12 protein-coding genes are annotated in these 18,500 nt (G+C 60.8%); 5 read left to right on the forward strand and 7 right to left on the reverse strand.

What is annotated here, in order from left to right:
- Positions 1 to 23: 23 nt before the first annotated feature.
- From ACA043_RS09880 to pvdM, 4 genes are all read right to left on the reverse strand, one after another.
- Positions 24 to 1,673 (reverse strand): cyclic peptide export ABC transporter, encoded by a 1,650-nt coding sequence (locus ACA043_RS09880; protein WP_489878691.1) that lies wholly within the window; start codon positions 1,671 to 1,673, stop codon positions 24 to 26.
- 146 nt (positions 1,674 to 1,819) lie between these two features.
- Positions 1,820 to 2,728: a dihydropyoverdine dehydrogenase gene (pvdO, locus tag ACA043_RS09885; protein WP_401265581.1), complete on the reverse strand. Its 909-nt coding sequence runs from the start codon at positions 2,726 to 2,728 to the stop codon at positions 1,820 to 1,822.
- A 39-nt stretch (positions 2,729 to 2,767) separates the two neighbouring features.
- Entirely contained in the window at positions 2,768 to 4,048 is a 1,281-nt protein-coding gene (pvdN, locus tag ACA043_RS09890; protein WP_497659084.1) for a pyoverdine-tailoring periplasmic protein PvdN, read from the reverse strand.
- The gene (gene pvdM / locus ACA043_RS09895) at positions 4,045 to 5,415 is read right to left on the reverse strand and encodes a pyoverdine-tailoring dipeptidase-like protein PvdM (protein WP_497659085.1); all 1,371 of its coding nucleotides are present in this window, start codon (positions 5,413 to 5,415) and stop codon (positions 4,045 to 4,047) included. The genes pvdN and pvdM overlap by 4 nt, the downstream gene beginning before the upstream one ends.
- A 186-nt stretch (positions 5,416 to 5,601) precedes the next feature.
- Here pvdM and pvdP point away from each other — a divergent pair, with 186 nt between their 5' ends.
- The gene (gene pvdP, locus ACA043_RS09900) at positions 5,602 to 7,221 is read left to right on the forward strand and encodes a pyoverdine maturation tyrosinase PvdP (protein WP_497659086.1); all 1,620 of its coding nucleotides are present in this window, start codon (positions 5,602 to 5,604) and stop codon (positions 7,219 to 7,221) included.
- Positions 7,222 to 7,344: 123 nt separating this feature from the next.
- On the opposite strand, the gene ACA043_RS09905 is transcribed toward pvdP, so the two are convergent.
- From ACA043_RS09905 to ACA043_RS09915, 3 genes are read right to left on the reverse strand one after another with little or no spacing between them, the layout of a single operon-like run.
- Positions 7,345 to 8,736 (reverse strand): efflux transporter outer membrane subunit, encoded by a 1,392-nt coding sequence (locus tag ACA043_RS09905; protein WP_497659087.1) that lies wholly within the window; start codon positions 8,734 to 8,736, stop codon positions 7,345 to 7,347.
- A 7-nt stretch (positions 8,737 to 8,743) separates the two neighbouring features.
- On the reverse strand, positions 8,744 to 10,717 hold the full coding sequence (locus ACA043_RS09910) for a MacB family efflux pump subunit (RefSeq protein WP_497659088.1): 1,974 nt from the start codon (positions 10,715 to 10,717) through the stop codon (positions 8,744 to 8,746).
- Positions 10,718 to 11,890, reverse strand: a complete 1,173-nt coding sequence (locus ACA043_RS09915; protein ID WP_489878698.1) for an efflux RND transporter periplasmic adaptor subunit — start codon at positions 11,888 to 11,890, stop codon at positions 10,718 to 10,720.
- A 324-nt stretch (positions 11,891 to 12,214) separates the two neighbouring features.
- Between ACA043_RS09915 and ACA043_RS09920 the strand changes: the two genes are divergently transcribed.
- The 4 genes from ACA043_RS09920 (at position 12,215) to ACA043_RS09935 (ending at position 18,304) form a co-directional block, all read left to right on the forward strand.
- Positions 12,215 to 12,697 (forward strand): sigma-70 family RNA polymerase sigma factor, encoded by a 483-nt coding sequence (locus tag ACA043_RS09920; RefSeq protein WP_489878699.1) that lies wholly within the window; start codon positions 12,215 to 12,217, stop codon positions 12,695 to 12,697.
- 133 nt (positions 12,698 to 12,830) lie between these two features.
- A complete protein-coding gene (locus ACA043_RS09925) occupies positions 12,831 to 14,168 on the forward strand; it encodes a lysine N(6)-hydroxylase/L-ornithine N(5)-oxygenase family protein (RefSeq protein WP_497617287.1) in 1,338 nt (445 codons plus the stop codon).
- A 577-nt stretch (positions 14,169 to 14,745) separates the two neighbouring features.
- Entirely contained in the window at positions 14,746 to 17,445 is a 2,700-nt protein-coding gene (gene mgtA, locus ACA043_RS09930; protein WP_497659089.1) for a magnesium-translocating P-type ATPase, read from the forward strand.
- Between the two features lie 142 nt (positions 17,446 to 17,587).
- A complete protein-coding gene (locus ACA043_RS09935) occupies positions 17,588 to 18,304 on the forward strand; it encodes an MgtC/SapB family protein (protein ID WP_187676895.1) in 717 nt (238 codons plus the stop codon).
- The last annotated feature ends 196 nt before the right edge of the window (positions 18,305 to 18,500 follow it).

Below are 18,500 nucleotides of genomic sequence, written 5' to 3' on the forward strand. Positions count from 1 at the left end.
TTTTTTTTACAAATTTTTCACAATCAGGCGGGTTGAAGCTCAGTGACCACTTTGCCGGCGTTCATGCGCACCAGTTGGTCGGCGACATCGAAGTAACGATCGTCGTGGGAAATGACGATGATGGTCTTGCCCAGACGCTTGAGGTCAGGCAGCAGCTCGGTATAGAAAATGCGGCGGAAGGTCGGGTCCTGGTCGGCGGCCCACTCGTCGAACACCAGCACCGGCCGTTCTTCCAGCCAGGCATTGATCAGCGCCAGACGTTTGCGTTGGCCGGTCGAAAGGTCGGTGGTGGTGAATGAGCCGTCGCGCACGCTGACCTTGTGGGCGATCTCCAGACGCTGCAGATATTGGTTGGCATCTTCCGGAATATGCGTGTCGCCCTGAACCACGTCGTCGAACAGGTAGTAGTCGGCGAAGATCGTGGTGAACAACTGGCGATAGTCGTCGCGGGTCAGGGCGGTGACCACTTGATCGTTGAGGCGGATTTCACCTTGTTGCGGCGCGTACAGGCCCAGCAGCAATTTGATCAGGGTGGTCTTGCCACAACCGTTTTCGCCGACGATGAAGACGATGTCGCCCTGTTCGATTTTCAGGTTCACCGGCCCGAGACGGAACGGCGTCGCGCCTTGTACGGTCGGGAAACTGTACGAGACGTCGGTCAGTTCCAGGCTGTGCACCGGTGTCTTTTTATTGCCTTGGTCGTTGAGCAGCAGGTGCGGTTCGGGCGAAGAAAACTGCTCGGACAACTCGGCGATACGACGGAACGCGATCTGCGCGCGACTGACAATCGGCAGTGCGGCAATGATGTGCTCCAGCGGACCTTTCATATACAGCAGCACCAGCACAAAACCGCTCATCACCGCTTTATCGGCGTTCGGCCACAGCGATTGCAGGCCCAGCGCCAGGCCGATCACGACGAAGAACAGCATCGAACCGAGCGTCTTGGCGATCACGAAAATATTCACCGAGCGCACTTGGGTGTCGCAGATCTTGTCCGCCGTGCCTTCAATGCCCGAGACAAACATCCGGTGCCGCCGCGGCCGATGGATGCGCAGCTCCTTGGCGCCCTCAGCGACGGCGTGGTAGCTCTTCTGCAGTTCGTCTTCGTAGTCGCGAGCCTTCATGAAGCCCTGCATGCCACGCCCGCGAGCAATGTATTGAACGACCGTACCGATCAGGATGGCGATGACTGTCAGCAGAAACATCGGCCATGACAACATCGCCAGATAGCCCATGCAGCCGAGGGCAACGGTCATCGAAATCGCTAGCGGGGCGAAGGCGAACGCAAAGTCGCTGATGGTATCGACGTCGTGGGTCAGCACCGGAATCAGACGATGACTGCGATAGCGTTCGATCTGCTCGATGGGCGCCGAGAGGACTTTTTCGCCCAGCTCTTTACGCAGTTTGGCAATGATGTGTTGGCCGACATAATTGGTGCCAATGTCAGAAAAAATCGAAGTGGTCAGGGCCAGCAGGCACAGGCCGGCGAAGATCGCGACCATGGTGCCGGTCAGATCGCCTTCGCTGTGCAGCACGCTGTTGATGGTCGCCAGCAATGCGGTGACGCTCAGACCGCCGACCATGCCGAGCAGGACGGAGACGGTGACGATCAGCCGAAAGGGTTTGAGCAGGGCGAACAATTCATTGATCACCCCGCGTGTTGGTTTGCTCATGGAGGTTCCCTGCTTGAAAGAGCGGCGAAGGCCGGCATCGGCTGCGGACTTCGCCTGGGTGACGTAGAAGGCGGTGGCGCGCCTTGACGGTTCGCGCCCACCTGTAAAACGACTGGCAGGACGGCTAATTTAGCCGGGCGAGGGGCTTACAGATCGCGGGCTACGCGAAACCCGATCCAGTCGCCGCGGGTATCGGTGAACGTCGCGTTACGATTGCCCGAGCGAGAGAACACCGGTGCTTCACCCCAGTCGTTGCCACGGATGCGGCGAACTTCGCATTTGCCACTCGACCAGGCACTGCCATCGCTCGGTGCGCCGACGTAGTTTTCGTTGTAGCAGTCGGCCGTCCACTCATAGATGTTGCCGTGCATGTCGTAGACGCCAAAGGCGTTGGCCGGGAAGCTGCCGGCCGGTGCGGTGAAGTTGTAGCCGTCGCCGGCGCCGTAGGTGTTGGCGTGTTTGGCGATGCTGTATTCCTTGCCTTCGTCGAACGGGAAGGGGAACGGGCCGGTGCTGCCACCACGGGCGGCGTATTCACGCAGGGATTCGCTGACCAGCCGATATTGCTGGCCGGTCTTTTTCGACAGCCACGCCACGTAGGCCTCGACTTCAGGGAAGTCCATGCACACCGCAGGATGTTTGTCGGTGTACTGCTTGCGCGGGTCACTGCCCTGATAATCAGGGATGCCTGCCTTGCAGGCGCGGCCGGGGCGAGTGTCGCCGTCGGGCATCTTGTAGCCGGTGTCCTTGAGGTACGCATCCCACTCGCCACGCAGCACCTGAAAGCGGCTGATCGCCAACGGTTTGGCAAACGTCACCGGGTGCATCGGGCCTTCGTCAGGCTCGCGGCCGACTTCGTCATCCGGGGTGCCCATGGTGAAAGTGCCGGTGGGCAGTACGACCATTTCCGGGCAGTCCTTGCAGTCCTTGAATACCTTGCCGGGCGCAGGTGGGGTGGCGGCGAAGGCGGCGCCTGGCAGCAGGCCTGAGGCTAGCGCCGTCAGCATCAATGCTGGCAGGGCCTTCATGGAAAATCGACGCAGTTCACGGTTCATTGCGAGTCTCACTAAAAAGGAAAAAGGGATCGCGCGGGCTCAAAGGGCTGGGTCGAGCACGGCCAGCAATCGATCGATCTGTTCTTCGTCGTTAAGCAACCCCGGTGCGGTGCGGATGACCGGACCCACGTCGCGGTTGACCGCATCGGCCACCACGCGGTTGGCCATCAGGTACGCAGCAATCTTGTCGCTGTCCTTGCCCTTGACCCGGAAGAAGGTAAATCCGGCGGACAGTTCAGGGCTCAGTGGCGTGACGAGTTCGATCTGTGGGCGCTGTTGCAGGTGTTTTTTCAGGTAGCTGTTGAGGGCGTGAATGCGCGCTTCAACTTCGGCCTTGCCCAGTTGCAGGTGCAATTTGAAGGCTTCGTCGAGCGCCCAACGGTGCTCGAACGAGTGGTAGCCGCCGGGCGTCATGGTGGTGGAAAACGCCGTTGCTTCAGAGAACGTCGGAATGATCGGGGTGACATATCTGACCTCTTCGAAGCGACTGCAAACGATGCCGGTGCCGCGCGGGCCGAACATCCATTTATGGGTGCCGGCGATGAAGAAGTCGCAGTTCATCTGCGCAAAACTGAGGTCGTCGACGCCGAAACCGTGCACGCCATCGACGACGTAGATGATTCGGTCGGCATCGCTGCGGCCACGGTTGTGCTTGTCGACGATGGCGCCGATTTCGCCGATGGGCAATTTCAGGCCGCTGCCCGAATGCACCCAGCACATCCCCAGCACGCGGGTTTCGGGGCGAATGGCGCTGTCGATGGCGGCCAGGATTTCAGCTTTGCTGGCGCTGTACACATTCTTGAACAAAGGGATTTTGCGCACCCGCGTGCCGTCGCGTTCGGTGCGCAAGGCGAGGATGGTGTGAGTGGCGTAATGCTCGTGGACGGTGGTGAGAATTTCCTGATCGGCGCGCACCTGCACACCGCCATAAATCGTCGCCAGCCCCTCAGTGGTGCTGCCGGTCAGGGCGATCTGCTTGGCATTGGCCTGCAAGTAGCGACCGGCCCAGACCCGCACGTTTTCCTCGCGCTGTTCGATCACGCCCAGATCCCAGTCCATCGCCAGGCCGGGGTTCTTGTCGAGGGCGGCGCGGTGTATTTCGATGGCGTCGCGCACGGGTTTGGGGTGCGAGGTGACCAAAAAATTGGAGAAGTGCAGGTAGTCCGGATCCTGATCGAACAGTTGCTGCAACTGTGCCCACTTGTTGCGCGGCTGCGGCGCTACGGCTGAGGCGCTGGCGAGATTCGGCAGACCCGCACCCAGCGGCAGCGCCGCCGCCAGAAGCCCGGCCTGCTTCAAGAAGTCACGACGATTGCTCATGGCTTGGCGGTTCCCTGCGCAGCGGCCAGCGAAGGTTTCGCCGCTTTCTCGACCTGATCCCAAACGCGCAGGAAGTTGCCGCCCCACAGCTTGGCAATGTCGGCTTCGGAATAGCCGCGCGAGATCAATTCGGCGGTGACGTTGCGGATTTCGCCGACGTTCTCGAAGCCTTTGACGCCGCCGCCTTCGTTGAAGTCGGAACTGATGCCGACATGGTCGATGCCGATCTTGCGCACCGCGTAATCGATGGCGTCGCCCAAATCCTTGAGGCTGGCTTTCGGCTCTTCTTCGAGGATGCCGTAGAGACGGCCGGCGTACTGGCCGAACTTCTGTTCGGACCAGGCGGCAATGATCGGGTCGCCGGGCATCAGTGCCATGGCCAGGTTCGGCAGTGGCGGCAGGTCGAACTCCTTGCGCATTTCGTTGAGCTTGTTCTGGGTTTCCTGGGTCAGCGGACGCAGGTACTGCGAGAACGCGACGATCTGTACGACGCCGCCGCTGTTCTTGATCAGCTGCATTTCCTTGTCGCTGAGGTTGCGCGGGATGTCGACCATCGCGCGCGGCGCCGAATGCGAAGCCACCAGCGGTGTGCGGCTCAGTAGCGCGACCTGCTCGAGGGCCTTGGTCGACATTTGCGACACGTCGATGATCACGCCCAGATCGTTAAGGCGCTTGACCGCTTGCTTGCCCAGATCCGAGAGACCGTCGAGGGCATCCGGCGAATCATTGAGGAACGGCAGCGGACGCGACGAGTCCGCCCAGTCGTTGTTGCCGATGTAGCTGAAGCCGAACATGCGCATGCCACGCGCCGTCCACATGTCCAGCAGGTTCAGGTCGTGACCCAGTGGATAGGCGTTGAGCATGCTGATGAAAATCGCGAATTTGCCTTCGCCGTGCAGGCGTCGGAAGTCGTCCGCGGTATAGGCGATGGCGACCTGATTGGGATAGTCGCGGACCATGCCGGAGATGATCTTGAAGCGGATTTCCTGCTGGTTGCGCGCCTCGTCGACGAAACCGGGCGTTGGTTTGTGCGGGGCGTTCGGGCCGTTCCACATTTCCGGCCAGCCGAAGATGGTCAGTGCGGCGCCCGACAGGCGTCCACGGCTGGCCTTGGCCAGATCGAACTGGCCGTCGCCGTCCTTGTCGGCTTCGTGGCCGTCGGTGCCGAAGTTTTGCGTCAGGCTGACATGGCTGTCGAAGGAGAGCATGCGTTCGTGCAGTTCATCGGCCTGTTTCATGACTTTGACCGGGTAGCCGAGGTCGTCCTTGAACCAGTGTTGCCAAGCGGCAAAGCCTGCGCCGGCACTGATTGCCAGGGCCAGTGGCAGGCCGATGAATAGAGCCTTTTTCGAACGTGGTTTTGTCATTGCCATCTCTGTCAGGTTCGCCATCGAGGTGCAGGCGCGGGGGCCTTTGCTATCTGGGAAGAACGATTAGTCGGCAGGGAAATTTAGGCGGGCGCGCCTCAAGCAAAAGCGGCGGCTTAAATTTGCCGGCGCAACAAACGTTCTAGCTTGGATAAAGCCTGCTTCATGGCTGACACAGGTAGGGCAATGAAGATTTCTCGACGATGGTTCATGGCGGGCCTGGCGCTGACGGGCGCTGCCGTGCCTGCGGCTTATTTTTGGCATCGTGAATGGACGAAGCCGGACCCGACGATCACGCCGGGTGAAGCGTCATTCGACGTCGCCGACAGGGCCGGGCAACGCCTGGCGAATGCGTTGCGCGGGGTTTGGGATATCCGTTTCGAAGGTTCTGATGCCGGCCTCGAAGGTCTACCGCTTGAGGGCCTGCAAGTGTTTCTCGACATCGGCCAGAAGGGTCGTGGTGTCTGCGGTTTTCTCGACACGCCAGAACGTCTGCGCTCTGGCGAGACACCTCGTTACCGAATTATTGGCGATCTCGCCGGGGCCGATGCGGCGAAACTCAGCTGGCGGCTGATCGGCGCTGATGGCCAGATTGGTTACGAACTGGAAATGATCCTAGATGAGGTCTGGGCCGATTTCGGTAATGCCGGCAGCGGCACCCTCAGCGGCAAAGCGCTGCAACTTGACCGGCCGTTGAGCCTGCCGGCGCAGGACAACCGCTTTGTGGCCGTCAAACGCCTGTTTCCCGAAGCGCGCGAGCGCACACCGTTGAACGCGACGCTGCTGGCATGGCTGATCTCTCCCGAGCATCGCCTGTTCCACCAGTTGTGGCATGCGACCCGGGACAAGTGGCACAAGCTTCCCGAGGACAAGCGCGAGGCGCTGCGCGGCATTGGCTGGCAGCCCGGCCCGCGCGACAAGGAGCGTGATGCCCGTGGCCCGCGCAAGGATCGCAACGGTTCGGGCGTGGACTTTTTCTTCATGCACCGACACATGCTCGGGACGGCGCGATCGATGCAGGATCTACCGTCCTGGGAATACTTCCCGCTGCCGCAACCGGAGTTGATCCGCGACCGCATCGGTTTCGCCCGGTATTTCGATAATCACGATGGCACGGCTTTGCCGCCGACGTGGACGGCCGCAGGTGACGACGAGTTCAGTCAGTGGGTCAGCGACATCAAGACCGCCGAGACTTACGAAAGCAACTTCCAGGTCTGGGAGTCGCAGTACCGTGATCCGGCGTATCTGGCCAAACTCACGCTGGGTCAGTTTGGTTCGGAAGTCGAGCTGGGCCTGCATGACTGGCTGCACATGCGCTGGGCGTCAGTACCGCGCGATCCATCCAATGGCCAACCGGTGCCGTTTGCTCGCGATCCGGCGGACTTCGCCGCACGCTGGTACAACGCCGAAAACGACTTCCTCGGCGATCCGTTCTCATCCCACGTCAATCCGGCGTTCTGGCACTTCCATGGCTGGATCGATGACCGGATCGAAGACTGGTTTCGCGCCCACGAGCGTTTCCATCCGGGTGAAGTCGCGCGCCTGCAGGTCAACGGCGTGCACTGGTTCGCACCGGGGCGGTGGGTCGAGGTCGATGATCCGTGGCTGGGGCCGAGCACCCATGGTTGCAGCACCACGCCAGGATTGCAGACGGGCAAAACCGTGGAAATGGACCCGGAAACCATGAAGCTGGCGCTGCGCATCACCTTCATCACCGACGAGGACAAACTCGCCGGTCTGTTCCGCCGCGTTCCGCAACGGCCGTGGTATGCGCGCAATCTGAAGCCTAAAACCAGCCCGGCTTGAGGGCTGTGTCATGGTTAATTCGCGAGCAGGCACGCTCGCGCATTTGATCGTGTTCCTTCAGCAGGAATGCAATTCAATGTGGGAGCGAGCCTGCTCGCGAAAGCGGTCTGGCAGGCAGCGAAATTACAGCGCCTGCCACCCACCTCCAAGCGCCTTGTACAGCGCGATGCTCGCCTGTACCCGCGACAGTCGCAATTGCGCATTCTGATCTTGCGCCGCATACAACGTGCGCTGGGTTTCCAGCACCGTCAGCAAGTCTTCGGCGCCGGCCTGATAGCGGCTCTGGGCGATGTTGAACGCGGTCTGCGCCTGGCTCAATTCCTCGTTCTGCCACAACCGCTGCTCATCAAGGCGCCGAATGCTGTTGAGGGCTTTTTCCACATCGGCGAAGCCGTTGATGATCGCGCCACGATAGTTCTCCAGCAGTTCTTGCTGGCGCGCCGTGGCCTTGTCGCGTTCAGCGCCGAGGCGCCCGTTATTGAAGATCGGCGCGACTAGCCCGGCGGTGAGGTTGTAGAAGGGGCTGCGAATCAGGTCGTCGAACTGGTTGGCGCCGGAGCCGAGCTGGGCTGTCAGGGTCAGCGCCGGCAGCATGGCCGCACGGGCGACTTTGACGTCGGCCTCGGCGGCGGACAGTTGTGCTTCGGCGCGAGCGATGTCCGGGCGGTGGCTGAGCAATTCGCTGGGTACGCCGGCAGCGATATCAGGCCATTGCAGGTGATCGAAGGGCTCTTTCGGCGACAGTTGTTGCACCGGTTGGCCGAGTAGCGCAGCCAGGCTGATCAGCGCGTCTTGCGCTTGCTGCTGCACACGCGGCAATTGCCATTGCTGAGCGGCCACCAGACTTTTTTGCTGGGCCAGTTCCAATGCCGTCGCCGAGCCTGACTCATAACGCGTCTGCACCAGCTTCAGCACGCTTTGGGCGTTGGCCAGATTCAGTTCGGCAATGCGGCTTTGCTCGCGCAGCGACAGGGTTTGCGCATAGGTATTGGCAACACCGCTGAGCAGTGTCAGCTCCACGGTCGCACGATCGAATTCACTGGCTTGCAGGGTGAATTGCGCACTGTCGCGGGACGCGCGTTTGCCGCCCCAGAAGTCGATTTCGTAAGTGGCACTCAGATTGGTATCGAAGTAGTCCACAGCCTTGTTGCTGCTGTTGGCGTCCAGTTGGCTGTAGCCGGTGCCGCGCAGCAGTTTTTGCCGGTTGGCATTGAATCCGGCTTTGACCTCCGGCAGCAATGAACCGCCGGCGATCACCGTGCCGGCCTGCGCCTGACGCACCCGGGCAACAGCGGCCGCGAGGTCGAAACTGCCGGCTCGCGCCTGTTCGATCAGGCTGTCGAGTTCCGGGCTGCCGAACTGCGTCCACCACTGTGCATTGTTGCGGGCGGCGCTGGCGGTTTGCGGCGATTGCCACGCGGCGGGCGGCTGCAAGCCGCTGTCCGGACGCTGGACGGGATTAGCGCAGGCACTGAGCAACAGGCAGACGGTCAACAGGCTAAGGCACGGTTTCATAGATCGATCATTCACTGGTAAGGGCCGTGACCGGGTCGAGCCGGGCAGCTTTGCGGGCCGGCATGAAGCCGAAGAGAACACCGGTGACCAAGGCGCAACCGAAGGCGCCGAGCACGGCCGTCAGGGAAAACGCCACGGCGACTTCACTAAGCACCAGCACGCCGCCGACGATCAGCGCCAACGCGATCCCGGCAATGCCGCCGACCACCGAGAGCATCACGGCCTCGGTGAGGAACTGGCGCAGGATGTCCCGTTGTCGCGCACCTGTGGCCATGCGGATACCGATCTCACGGGTGCGTTCGCGCACGGTCATGAGCATGATATTCATCACGCCGATACCGCCCACCAGCAGCGAGATCGCGGCAATCGAACCGAGCATCAGCGACAGGGTGTTTTGCGTGCGCGCCTCGGCCTGGATCATCGCGGCGTTGTTGGTCAGTTCGAAATCCTTTTTGCCGTTGTGCAGGCGCAGCATCAGTTGTTCGATGGCCTGTTCGGCTTCCTTGACCTTGCGTGCGTCGGCGGCGGCGATGGCCACGTATTCCGGATCGCGGGTGCCGAACAGACGCACGCTGGCTGCCGAGTAGGGCACGGCGATACGGTCATCGCTGTCGGAGTCGCCGGAGCTGGCGCCTTTTTCCGCCAGTACGCCGACCACCTGAAATGGCACGTTCTCGATCAGGATGTAATGGCCGATCGGGTTGATCACATCCTTGAGCAATTTGCTGCGGACCTTGTGGCCGATCACCGCAACGGCTGCGGCATTCTGCTCATCGGCGTCGGTGAAATAACTGCCCTGCACCACCGGCCAGTTGAAGATCGCCGGGAAGTTTGTGTCGTTACCGCCGACATAACTCATGTGGTCGATATTGCCGTAGCGCACCCCGGCCTCGGCGCCGTTGACCGGCATGATCCGCTGCACTTGCGGCAGGCTCGCCAGGGCACGGACATCGTCCAGAGTGATGATGCCCGGCGGCGTGCGCGGGTTGGGCGCCGAACCGCTGAGGTAAATGATGTTCGAGCCGAACGCGCCCATCTGCGCCATGACCTGGCGCTTGCTGCCTTCGCCGACAGCGAGCATCACCACCACCGACGCCACGCCGATGATGATCCCGAGCAGGGTCAGGGCAGTGCGGAAGCGATTGATCCACATCACCCGCCACGCCGCGTGCAAGGCGTCCACCAGCTCGCCTTTCCAGGCGCCGGTGGCCTCGGCGCCCTCGGCCAGACGCTTGCGCAGATCCACCGCTTGCAAGGCGCCGGGGTTGGCCGTGGTTTGCGCCTCGGGATTGTCCTTGGCGCTGTCGCTGATGATCAGGCCGTCGCGTATTTCGATGATGCGCTTGGCCCGGGCCGCCACTTCGCGGTCGTGGGTAATGAGAATTACCACATGGCCCTGGCTCGCCAGCTCATCGAGCAGCGCCATGACCTCTTTGCCGCTGTGGCTGTCGAGGGCACCGGTAGGTTCGTCGGCCAGAATGATGTGGCCGCCGTTCATCAAGGCGCGGGCAATCGACACCCGCTGTTGCTGGCCGCCGGAGAGCTGGTGCGGACGGTTGCCGGTGCGCGAAGACAGGCCTAGACGGTCGAGCAGGGCGGCGGCGCGGGCATGGCGCTCGGCGGCCGGCGTGCCGGCGTAGATCGCCGGCATCTCGACGTTTTCCTGCGCCGAGCCGGACGGGATCAGGTGATAACCCTGGAACACAAAACCGAACGCTTCGCGGCGCAGCCAGGCCAGTTCGTCGCTGTCCAGGCCGGCGACGTTTTCCCCGGCGAAGCGGTATTCGCCGGACGTTGGCCGGTCGAGGCAGCCGAGAATATTCATCAGCGTCGACTTGCCAGAGCCGGAAGCGCCGACGATCGCGACGAACTCCCCGGCATGGATCGACAGGTTGATGCCACGCAAGACGTGAACTTCAGGGGCGTCGCCACCGCCGTAGGATTTGCGGATGTCCTGCAGGTCAATCAGGGGCGTCTGCATTCAACCACCACTGCCATCGGCCGGACCGATCAGCAAGTGATCGCCTTCGCTCAGGCCATCGAGAATCTGCACCTTGAGGCGGTCACTGATGCCGGTGTGCACCTCTCGCGATTCGATGTTGCCGTTGGCGGCGACCACTCGAGCCGTTTGCCGATCGGCCTTGTTGCTGCCATTCAGGGCTGCCACCGGTGCGGTCAGGATATCTTTGGCCTGATTGGCGACGAAAAACACTTGGGTGGTCATTTCGGCCATCAAGGCGTTGTCGGCGTTATCAACGTCGAGCAGCACGGTGTAAAGCACGACGCGGGCGCTGCCGCTTTTACTGCTGCTGGCCGGGCTGCCGCCGCCCTGGCTGGTTTGATCCAGCGGTTTGGGCGGCACCGGCAGGATCTGCCGCACGGTGCTGCTCCAGCGCCGGTTACCGCCGCTGAGGGTGGTGAAGTAAGCGGTCATGCCCGGTTTGACGTGGCCTATGTCGGCTTCCGACACCTCGGCCCACACCGTCATCGGTGAGAGTTTGGCGATGCGCAGGATCAGCGGTGTCTGTTGCTGGGCGTTGAGTGTCTGGCCTTCGCGGGCATCGAGGGCGACCACGGTGCCGGCCATCGGCGCATAGATCCGGGTGTAGCCGAGTTCGGCCTGATCGCTGCGCAGGCTGGCTTCGGCCTGACGAATCTGCGCCTGGAACATGTCGACGCGGGCCTGCGTGGCTTTCAGTTCGGCGCGGGCGGTTTGCACGTCTTCTTCACGGGTCGCACCGCCAGCGGCAAGATTCTGCTGGCGCTGGTACTTCTGTTGCGCCAGTTCATGCTGGGCGCGTTGTTCCTGCAATTGCGCCTTTAGATTCTCGACGGAGAAGCGCCCGGCATCGAGCTTGGCCCGCTGCGTCGACGGGTCGATCTCCACCAGCAACTGGCCTTCCTTGACCACGTCGCCGACTTCCACGTGGATCTTCTGAATCTGTCCTGAAGCCTGTGCGCCCACGTCCACATAACGGCGCGGTTGCAGGGTGCCGAGCGCGGTGACGCTGCTTTCGATATCGCCGCGTGTGACTTGCACGGTGGCAAATTTATCCCGGCCCGGCGGCATGATCTGCCACGCGGCGTAAGCGACAACGGGGATCAGACAAAGGACTGCGAGCAGGGCGCGTCGGGCGGGGCGGGGACGTTTCATGCAGGGTTCCGGCCAGTGGAAATCGGCCCGTCGTTCGGCTGGCACACAGATTCGGGCAGCGCTGAACGCTGTCGCAGGGCACGACAGACACGGGAAGCTGTCCTGTAAACGAGGAAAGTGCAGGGGAATTTAAGCGCTGACACACGATGTAACAGCAATAGCGCAGGACTATTTATCGGGCAAAGACAAACGCTACTTTAAATCTATATGAGAATTACTATAAATTACGCACCTCACGTTGCCACTATCTTGCTACCGCTCATCGCGTGTTCATCGATCAGTGTGCTCAAGGACAGAAACCGCACCTTTTTGCGGCCGGGAGTCATGTTGGAAAACTACTATCGCGAGCTGGTGTGTTTCCTGAACGCCAAGCTGGGCAACCGTCAGGTTGCCGAGGATGTGGTGCATGACGCCTATCTGCGGGTGCTGGAACGTTCCAGCGACACGCCGATCGAGCAACCCCGGGCGTTTCTTTATCGCACGGCGTTGAATCTGGTCATCGACGATCATCGGCGCAATGCTCTGCGCCAGGTCGAACCGCTGGAAGTGCTCGACAATGAAGAGCGCTATTTCACGCCGTCCCCCCACGGCACCCTCGATCACGGCCAGCGCCTGGAAATGCTCCAGCGTGCCCTGGCCGAACTGTCATCCGCCTGCCGTGAAAGTTTTCTGCTGCGCAAGATCGACGGCCTGTCGCATCCGGAAATTGCTGAACAGCTCGGCATTTCCAAGGCTCTGGTGGAAAAGCATATCGTCAATGCCATGAAACATTGCCGTCTGCGGATCAAGCAATGGGATGCCCATTGAGCCATCGCCGGTAAATTTTATTTCACTGTCCTCGTTCCTACTCAACAGACGACCTGCTGTCCTGCTCAAGGCCGGTCAGGTCACTTAGGCTCTCCTTCCCCTTGTTGAGGGGTTCATCCAGAGGACACTGGAAATGACACAGGCAATTGCATCGCCCATCGTTCACGACCTGATCGGCGTCGGTTTCGGCCCTTCGAACCTGGCACTGGCCATCGCTCTGCAAGAGCGCGGCCCGACGCACGGCGAACTGGATGTACTGTTCCTCGACAAGCAGGCCGACTACAGCTGGCACGGTAATACCCTGTCGACCCAGAGCGAATTGCAGATTTCCTTCCTGAAGGATCTGGTGACCCTGCGCAATCCGACCAGCCCTTACTCGTTCGTCAATTACCTCAAGTACCACGGTCGTCTGGTCGATTTCATCAACCTCGGCACCTTCTACCCGTGCCGCATGGAGTACAACGACTACCTGCGCTGGGTCGCCGGGCAGTTCACCGGGCAGAGCCGTTATGGTGAAGAAGTGCTGACCATCGAGCCGGTACTGCACAACCATCAGGTTGAAGCGCTACGAGTGATTTCCCGCGACAGCCAGGGGCTGCAACATGTGCGCACAACCCGTTCGGTGGTAGTGAGTGCCGGTGGCACACCGCGAATTCCCGAGGCGTTCAAGGCGTTGAAAGGCAACTCACGCGTGTTCCACCACTCGCAATACCTGTCGCAGATGGCCAAGCAGCCTTGCGTGAACAATCAGCCGATGAGCATCGCGATCATCGGCGGCGGGCAGAGCGCGGCGGAGGCCTTTATCGATCTGAACGATTCGTTCCCTTCGGTGCAAGTCGACATGATTTTGCGTGGCTCGGCCCTCAAGCCTGCGGACGACAGCCCGTTCGTCAACGAAGTGTTCTCGCCTGAGTTCACCGATCTGGTGTTCCAGCAGAACAGCGCCGAGCGTGAACGTCTGGTCAACGAGTACCACAACACCAACTATTCAGTGGTGGACATCGACCTGATCGAACGCATCTACGGCATCTTCTACCGCCAGAAAGTCTCCGGGATTGCCCGTCATGCGTTCCGCACTTTGACCACCGTCGAGAGCGCCACCGCTACTGAAAACGGTATCGAACTGGCCGTGCGCAACAACGCCACTGGCGAAGTCACCGTGCGCCTGTACGACGCCGTGGTGCTGGCCACCGGCTACGAGCGGCAGATGCACCGCAAACTGCTCGCGCCGCTGGAAGAATACCTGGGCGGCTTCGAGGTTGATCGCAACTACAAAGTGCTCACCGACGAACGCTGCAAGGCCGGCATCTACATGCAGGGCTTCTGTCAGGCCAGCCACGGTTTGAGCGACACGTTGTTGTCGGTGTTGCCAATCCGTGCCGATGAAATTGCCGGCTCGCTGTATGAGCATGGCAAGAACCGTGGGCACAGCCGTTCTATGGCGGATCTGTTGTTGGCGACTGCGAGCTGAATCTGCTGCGTCTGAACCAGATCGTTCCCACGCTCTGCGTGGGAATGCCTCAACGGACGCTCCGCGTTCGGCTTCTGGAAGGGACGCGGAGCGTCCCAGGCTGCATTCCCACGCAGAGCGTGGGAACGATCATCCTGAACCCTTCCTGAACGCCCCCCACATTCCCCGACACACCTCCTTTTGCCGGTTTACTCTCCAGACATCGAGGCGTAAGCTTCGCGCGTTTTCATCAATAGCGGAGACCCACAGTGGGTACTTGTTCGAGTGACAGTTGTCGGCCGGTCTCGGTAACCGGCAGATTCTCGGCAAGATAACGCGCCTCCTTTGTGCCGTTGTCTCGCCGTAATAGCGAGCAGCGGCATCCCGTGCATGGCCAGTCCTTGGTCGTGTCTCGACGTCCTTCTCATCGACACTGAAAGAGCGTGATTCCGACTTTTTAAAGTCGCCATCGCAGCCCTATCGACACGCCTGTCTTTTCTGACCGGCGCGCCAAACCTTGCCGTGCCGGTTTACCCGGCGGACGAGGCGCGGTCGTACCTGCTTGACGGTTTCCCGGCTGACCACAGGGGCAACAGCCATGAAACTTACGCTCAAGGAATTTTTCGCAGGCTTTCTGCGGACCCGCCACTTCGCCCGGCACTTCCGTCGCCTGGCGTTGCTGGAAACCATCAACGACACCACGGTCAGCCGTGAAGTCCCGCCCACTCTGGCCAACACGCTGGTCGATGCTGCGCATGGCGACAGCGCTGTGTTGCTGTCTTCAATGGGGACCCACGCCGAAGGCCTGACTGATTTTGAAGTCGATGCCCTGCGTGCGCAGTACGGCCTCAATGAAGTCGAGCACGAGCAGCCGCTGCCGTGGTGGACACACCTGTGGCACTGCTACAAAAACCCGTTCAACCTGCTGCTGACCTTGCTGGCGGTCATCTCGTGGCTGACCGAAGACCTCAAAGCCGCCGTGGTGATTTTCTCCATGGTGGTGCTGTCGACGCTGCTGCGCTTTTGGCAGGAAAGCAAATCCAACCAGGCCGCCGACGCACTCAAGGCCATGGTCAGCAACACCGCCACGGTGATGCGCCGTGACGCACCGCGCGCCGAGTTGCCGATCAAGCAATTGGTGCCGGGCGATCTGATCGTGCTGTCGGCCGGCGACATGATTCCCGCCGATTGCCGGGTGCTCAGCGCCAAAGACCTGTTCGTCAGTCAGGCGGCAATGACTGGCGAATCGATGCCGGTGGAGAAGTTCCCGCGTCAGGCTGATCGCGACACACGCAATCCGCTGGAGCTGGAAAATATCCTGTTCATGGGTACCAACGTGGTGTCCGGCACGGCGGTGGCAGTGGTTCTCACCACCGGCAACAGCACCTACTTCGGTGCCCTGGCGCAACGTGTCGGCGCGACTGATCGTGCGGTCACGTCGTTCCAGCTGGGCGTCAACAAAGTCAGCTGGCTGTTGATCCGTTTCATGTTCGTCATGGCGCCGCTGGTGCTGTTCATCAACGGTTTCACCAAGGGTGACTGGACCGAAGCGCTGCTGTTCGCGCTGTCGATTGCGGTCGGGCTGACCCCGGAAATGCTGCCAATGATCGTCACCTCGACGTTGGCCAAAGGCGCGGTGTTTCTGTCGCGCAAGAAAGTCATCGTCAAACGCCTCGATGCTATTCAGAACTTCGGCGCCATGGACGTGCTGTGCACCGACAAGACCGGCACCCTGACCCAGGACAAGATTTTCCTCGCGCGCAATGTCGACGTCTGGGGCGAAGACTCCGACGATGTGCTGGAAATGGCCTACCTCAACAGCTACTACCAGACCGGCCTGAAAAACCTGCTCGACGTGGCCGTACTGGAACACGTGGAAGTTCACCGTGAACTGAAAGTCGGCACCGCGTTTCGCAAGGTCGATGAGATCCCGTTCGACTTCAACCGTCGCCGTATGTCGGTGGTTGTCGAGGGGCGCGGTCAGCCGCATCAACTGATCTGCAAAGGCGCGGTGGAAGAAGTGCTGGCAGTGTGCAGCCGCGTGCGTCACGGCGACGTCGATGAAGCCTTGAGCGATGAATTGCTGACCCGGATTCGTCAGGTCACCGCAGCATTCAACGCTGAAGGCTTGCGCGTAGTGGCGGTGGCGGCCCGCTCGATGCCTGAAGGTCGCGACGTCTATAGCCTGGCCGATGAACAGGATCTGACGCTGATTGGTTACGTGGCATTCCTTGATCCACCGAAAGAAAGCACCGCGCCGGCGCTCAAGGCCTTGGCCGAGCATGGCGTAGCCGTGAAGGTGCTGACCGGTGACAACGAATTGGTGACCGCGAAAATCTGCCGCGAAGTCGGCCTCGCGCAACAGGGCTTGTTACTGGGCAACGATATCGAGCGCATGAGCGATGCCGAACTGGCCGAGGCGGTAGAGAAAACCAACGTCTTCGCCAAACTGACGCCATCGCACAAGGAACGCATCGTGCGCATCCTCAAGGGCAACGGTCATGTGGTCGGTTTCATGGGCGACGGCATCAACGATGCGCCGGCGCTGCGCACGGCCGACATCGGTATCTCGGTGGATAGCGCGGTGGACATCGCCAAGGAAGCGGCAGACATCATCCTTCTGGAAAAGAGCCTGATGGTGCTGGAGGAGGGCGTGCTCGAAGGGCGGCGCACCTTCGCCAACATGCTCAAGTACATCAAGATGACCGCCAGTTCCAACTTCGGCAACGTGTTCTCGGTGCTGGTTGCCAGTGCATTTATTCCGTTCCTGCCGATGCTGCCCATGCATCTGTTGGTGCAGAACCTGCTCTACGACATTTCGCAGATCGCCATCCCGTTCGACAACGTCGATGAAGAGATGCTGAAAAAGCCGCAGCGCTGGCAGCCGGGCGACGTTGGGCGCTTCATGCTGTTCTTCGGCCCGATCAGTTCGATCTTCGACATCACCACGTTCGCTTTGATGTGGTACGTGTTTGATGCCAACACCCCGGATCACCAGACGCTGTTCCAGTCGGGCTGGTTCGTGGTGGGGTTGCTGACCCAGACGCTGATCGTGCACATGATCCGCACGCCGAAGATTCCGTTCCTGCAAAGCCGCGCAGCCCTGCCGCTGCTGGTAATGACCGGGATCATCATGGCGGTCGGCATCTTCCTGCCGATGGGGCCGCTGGCGCACTACTTCAAATTGCAGGCGCTGCCATCGCTGTACTTCGTGTTCCTGCCGGTGATTCTGCTGGCGTACATGGCGTTGACCCAAGCGGTTAAAGGTTTCTACATCCGCCGGTTCGGCTGGCAATAACAGCATTACAACGCTTTTCCCCGTGTGGGAGCGAGCCTGCTCGCGAAGGCGTCGTGTCAGTTGCATTTATGTTGGCTGACATACCGCTTTCGCGAGCAGGCTCGCTCCCACAGGGGATTGGTATGTTTTCAAGGACAAGACTATGCAAGCCATCAACAACCTCAACCTCACTTCGCTGCTCGACACCCTGATCAGCCTCAGCGCCGCGTTCATCCTCGGCGGTCTGATCGGCTTCGAACGCCAGTATCGGCAACGCACTGCCGGCCTGCGCACCAATGTGCTGGTGGCGGTCGGCGCGGCGATTTTCGTCGACATGGCCAACCGTCTCGCTGGCGCTGAAGGCGCGGTGCGGGTGGTTGCCTATGTGGTCTCCGGCATCGGTTTTCTCGGTGCCGGCGTGATCATGCGCGAAGAAGGCAACGTGCGCGGCCTCAACACTGCCGCAACCCTGTGGACCTCGGCAGCAGTCGGCGCCTGCGCGGGTGCGGACCTGCTCGCCGAAGCAGTGCTCGGCACACTGTTCATCCTCGCCGCCAACACCTTGCTGCGGCCTATCGTCAACAACATCAACCGTCAGCCGCTGGACGTGGTCTCGGCGGAAGTCACCAACATCGTCTATGTCATCGCCCGGCGCTCGCAGCAGAAAGCCGTGTTCGCCTTGCTCGAAGCGGAACTGGAACGCAGTAATTACCCGGCCAGCGATGTCGACGTGCATGCCTTCGGTGCCGATGAAATTGAAATCGAGGCGACGCTGGCGACCACCTCGGTCGATGGGGATGAACTGGATGCTCTGGTAGCGCGGATCTCGACTTCATCGCTGGTGGTGCAGGCGTTCTGGAGTCCGAGTACCACCGATTAGCGCTGAGAAATGTCCTACATGTCGGAGAGAAAGAACTTACATTTTCACTAAGGGGCATCACTCATTATTTTCCCCGGAGCAGAGATGCCCGGCGTCCTGAATAATCAGTGAGGCATCACTTTTTTCACAACTGTTGGGCCAGGAAAATACCGGCGGCGATGGCCAAAAGTATGGGGGGCTTCAGTTGTCGGAATAA

Source organism: Pseudomonas sp. LBUM1648 (assembly GCF_059716145.1).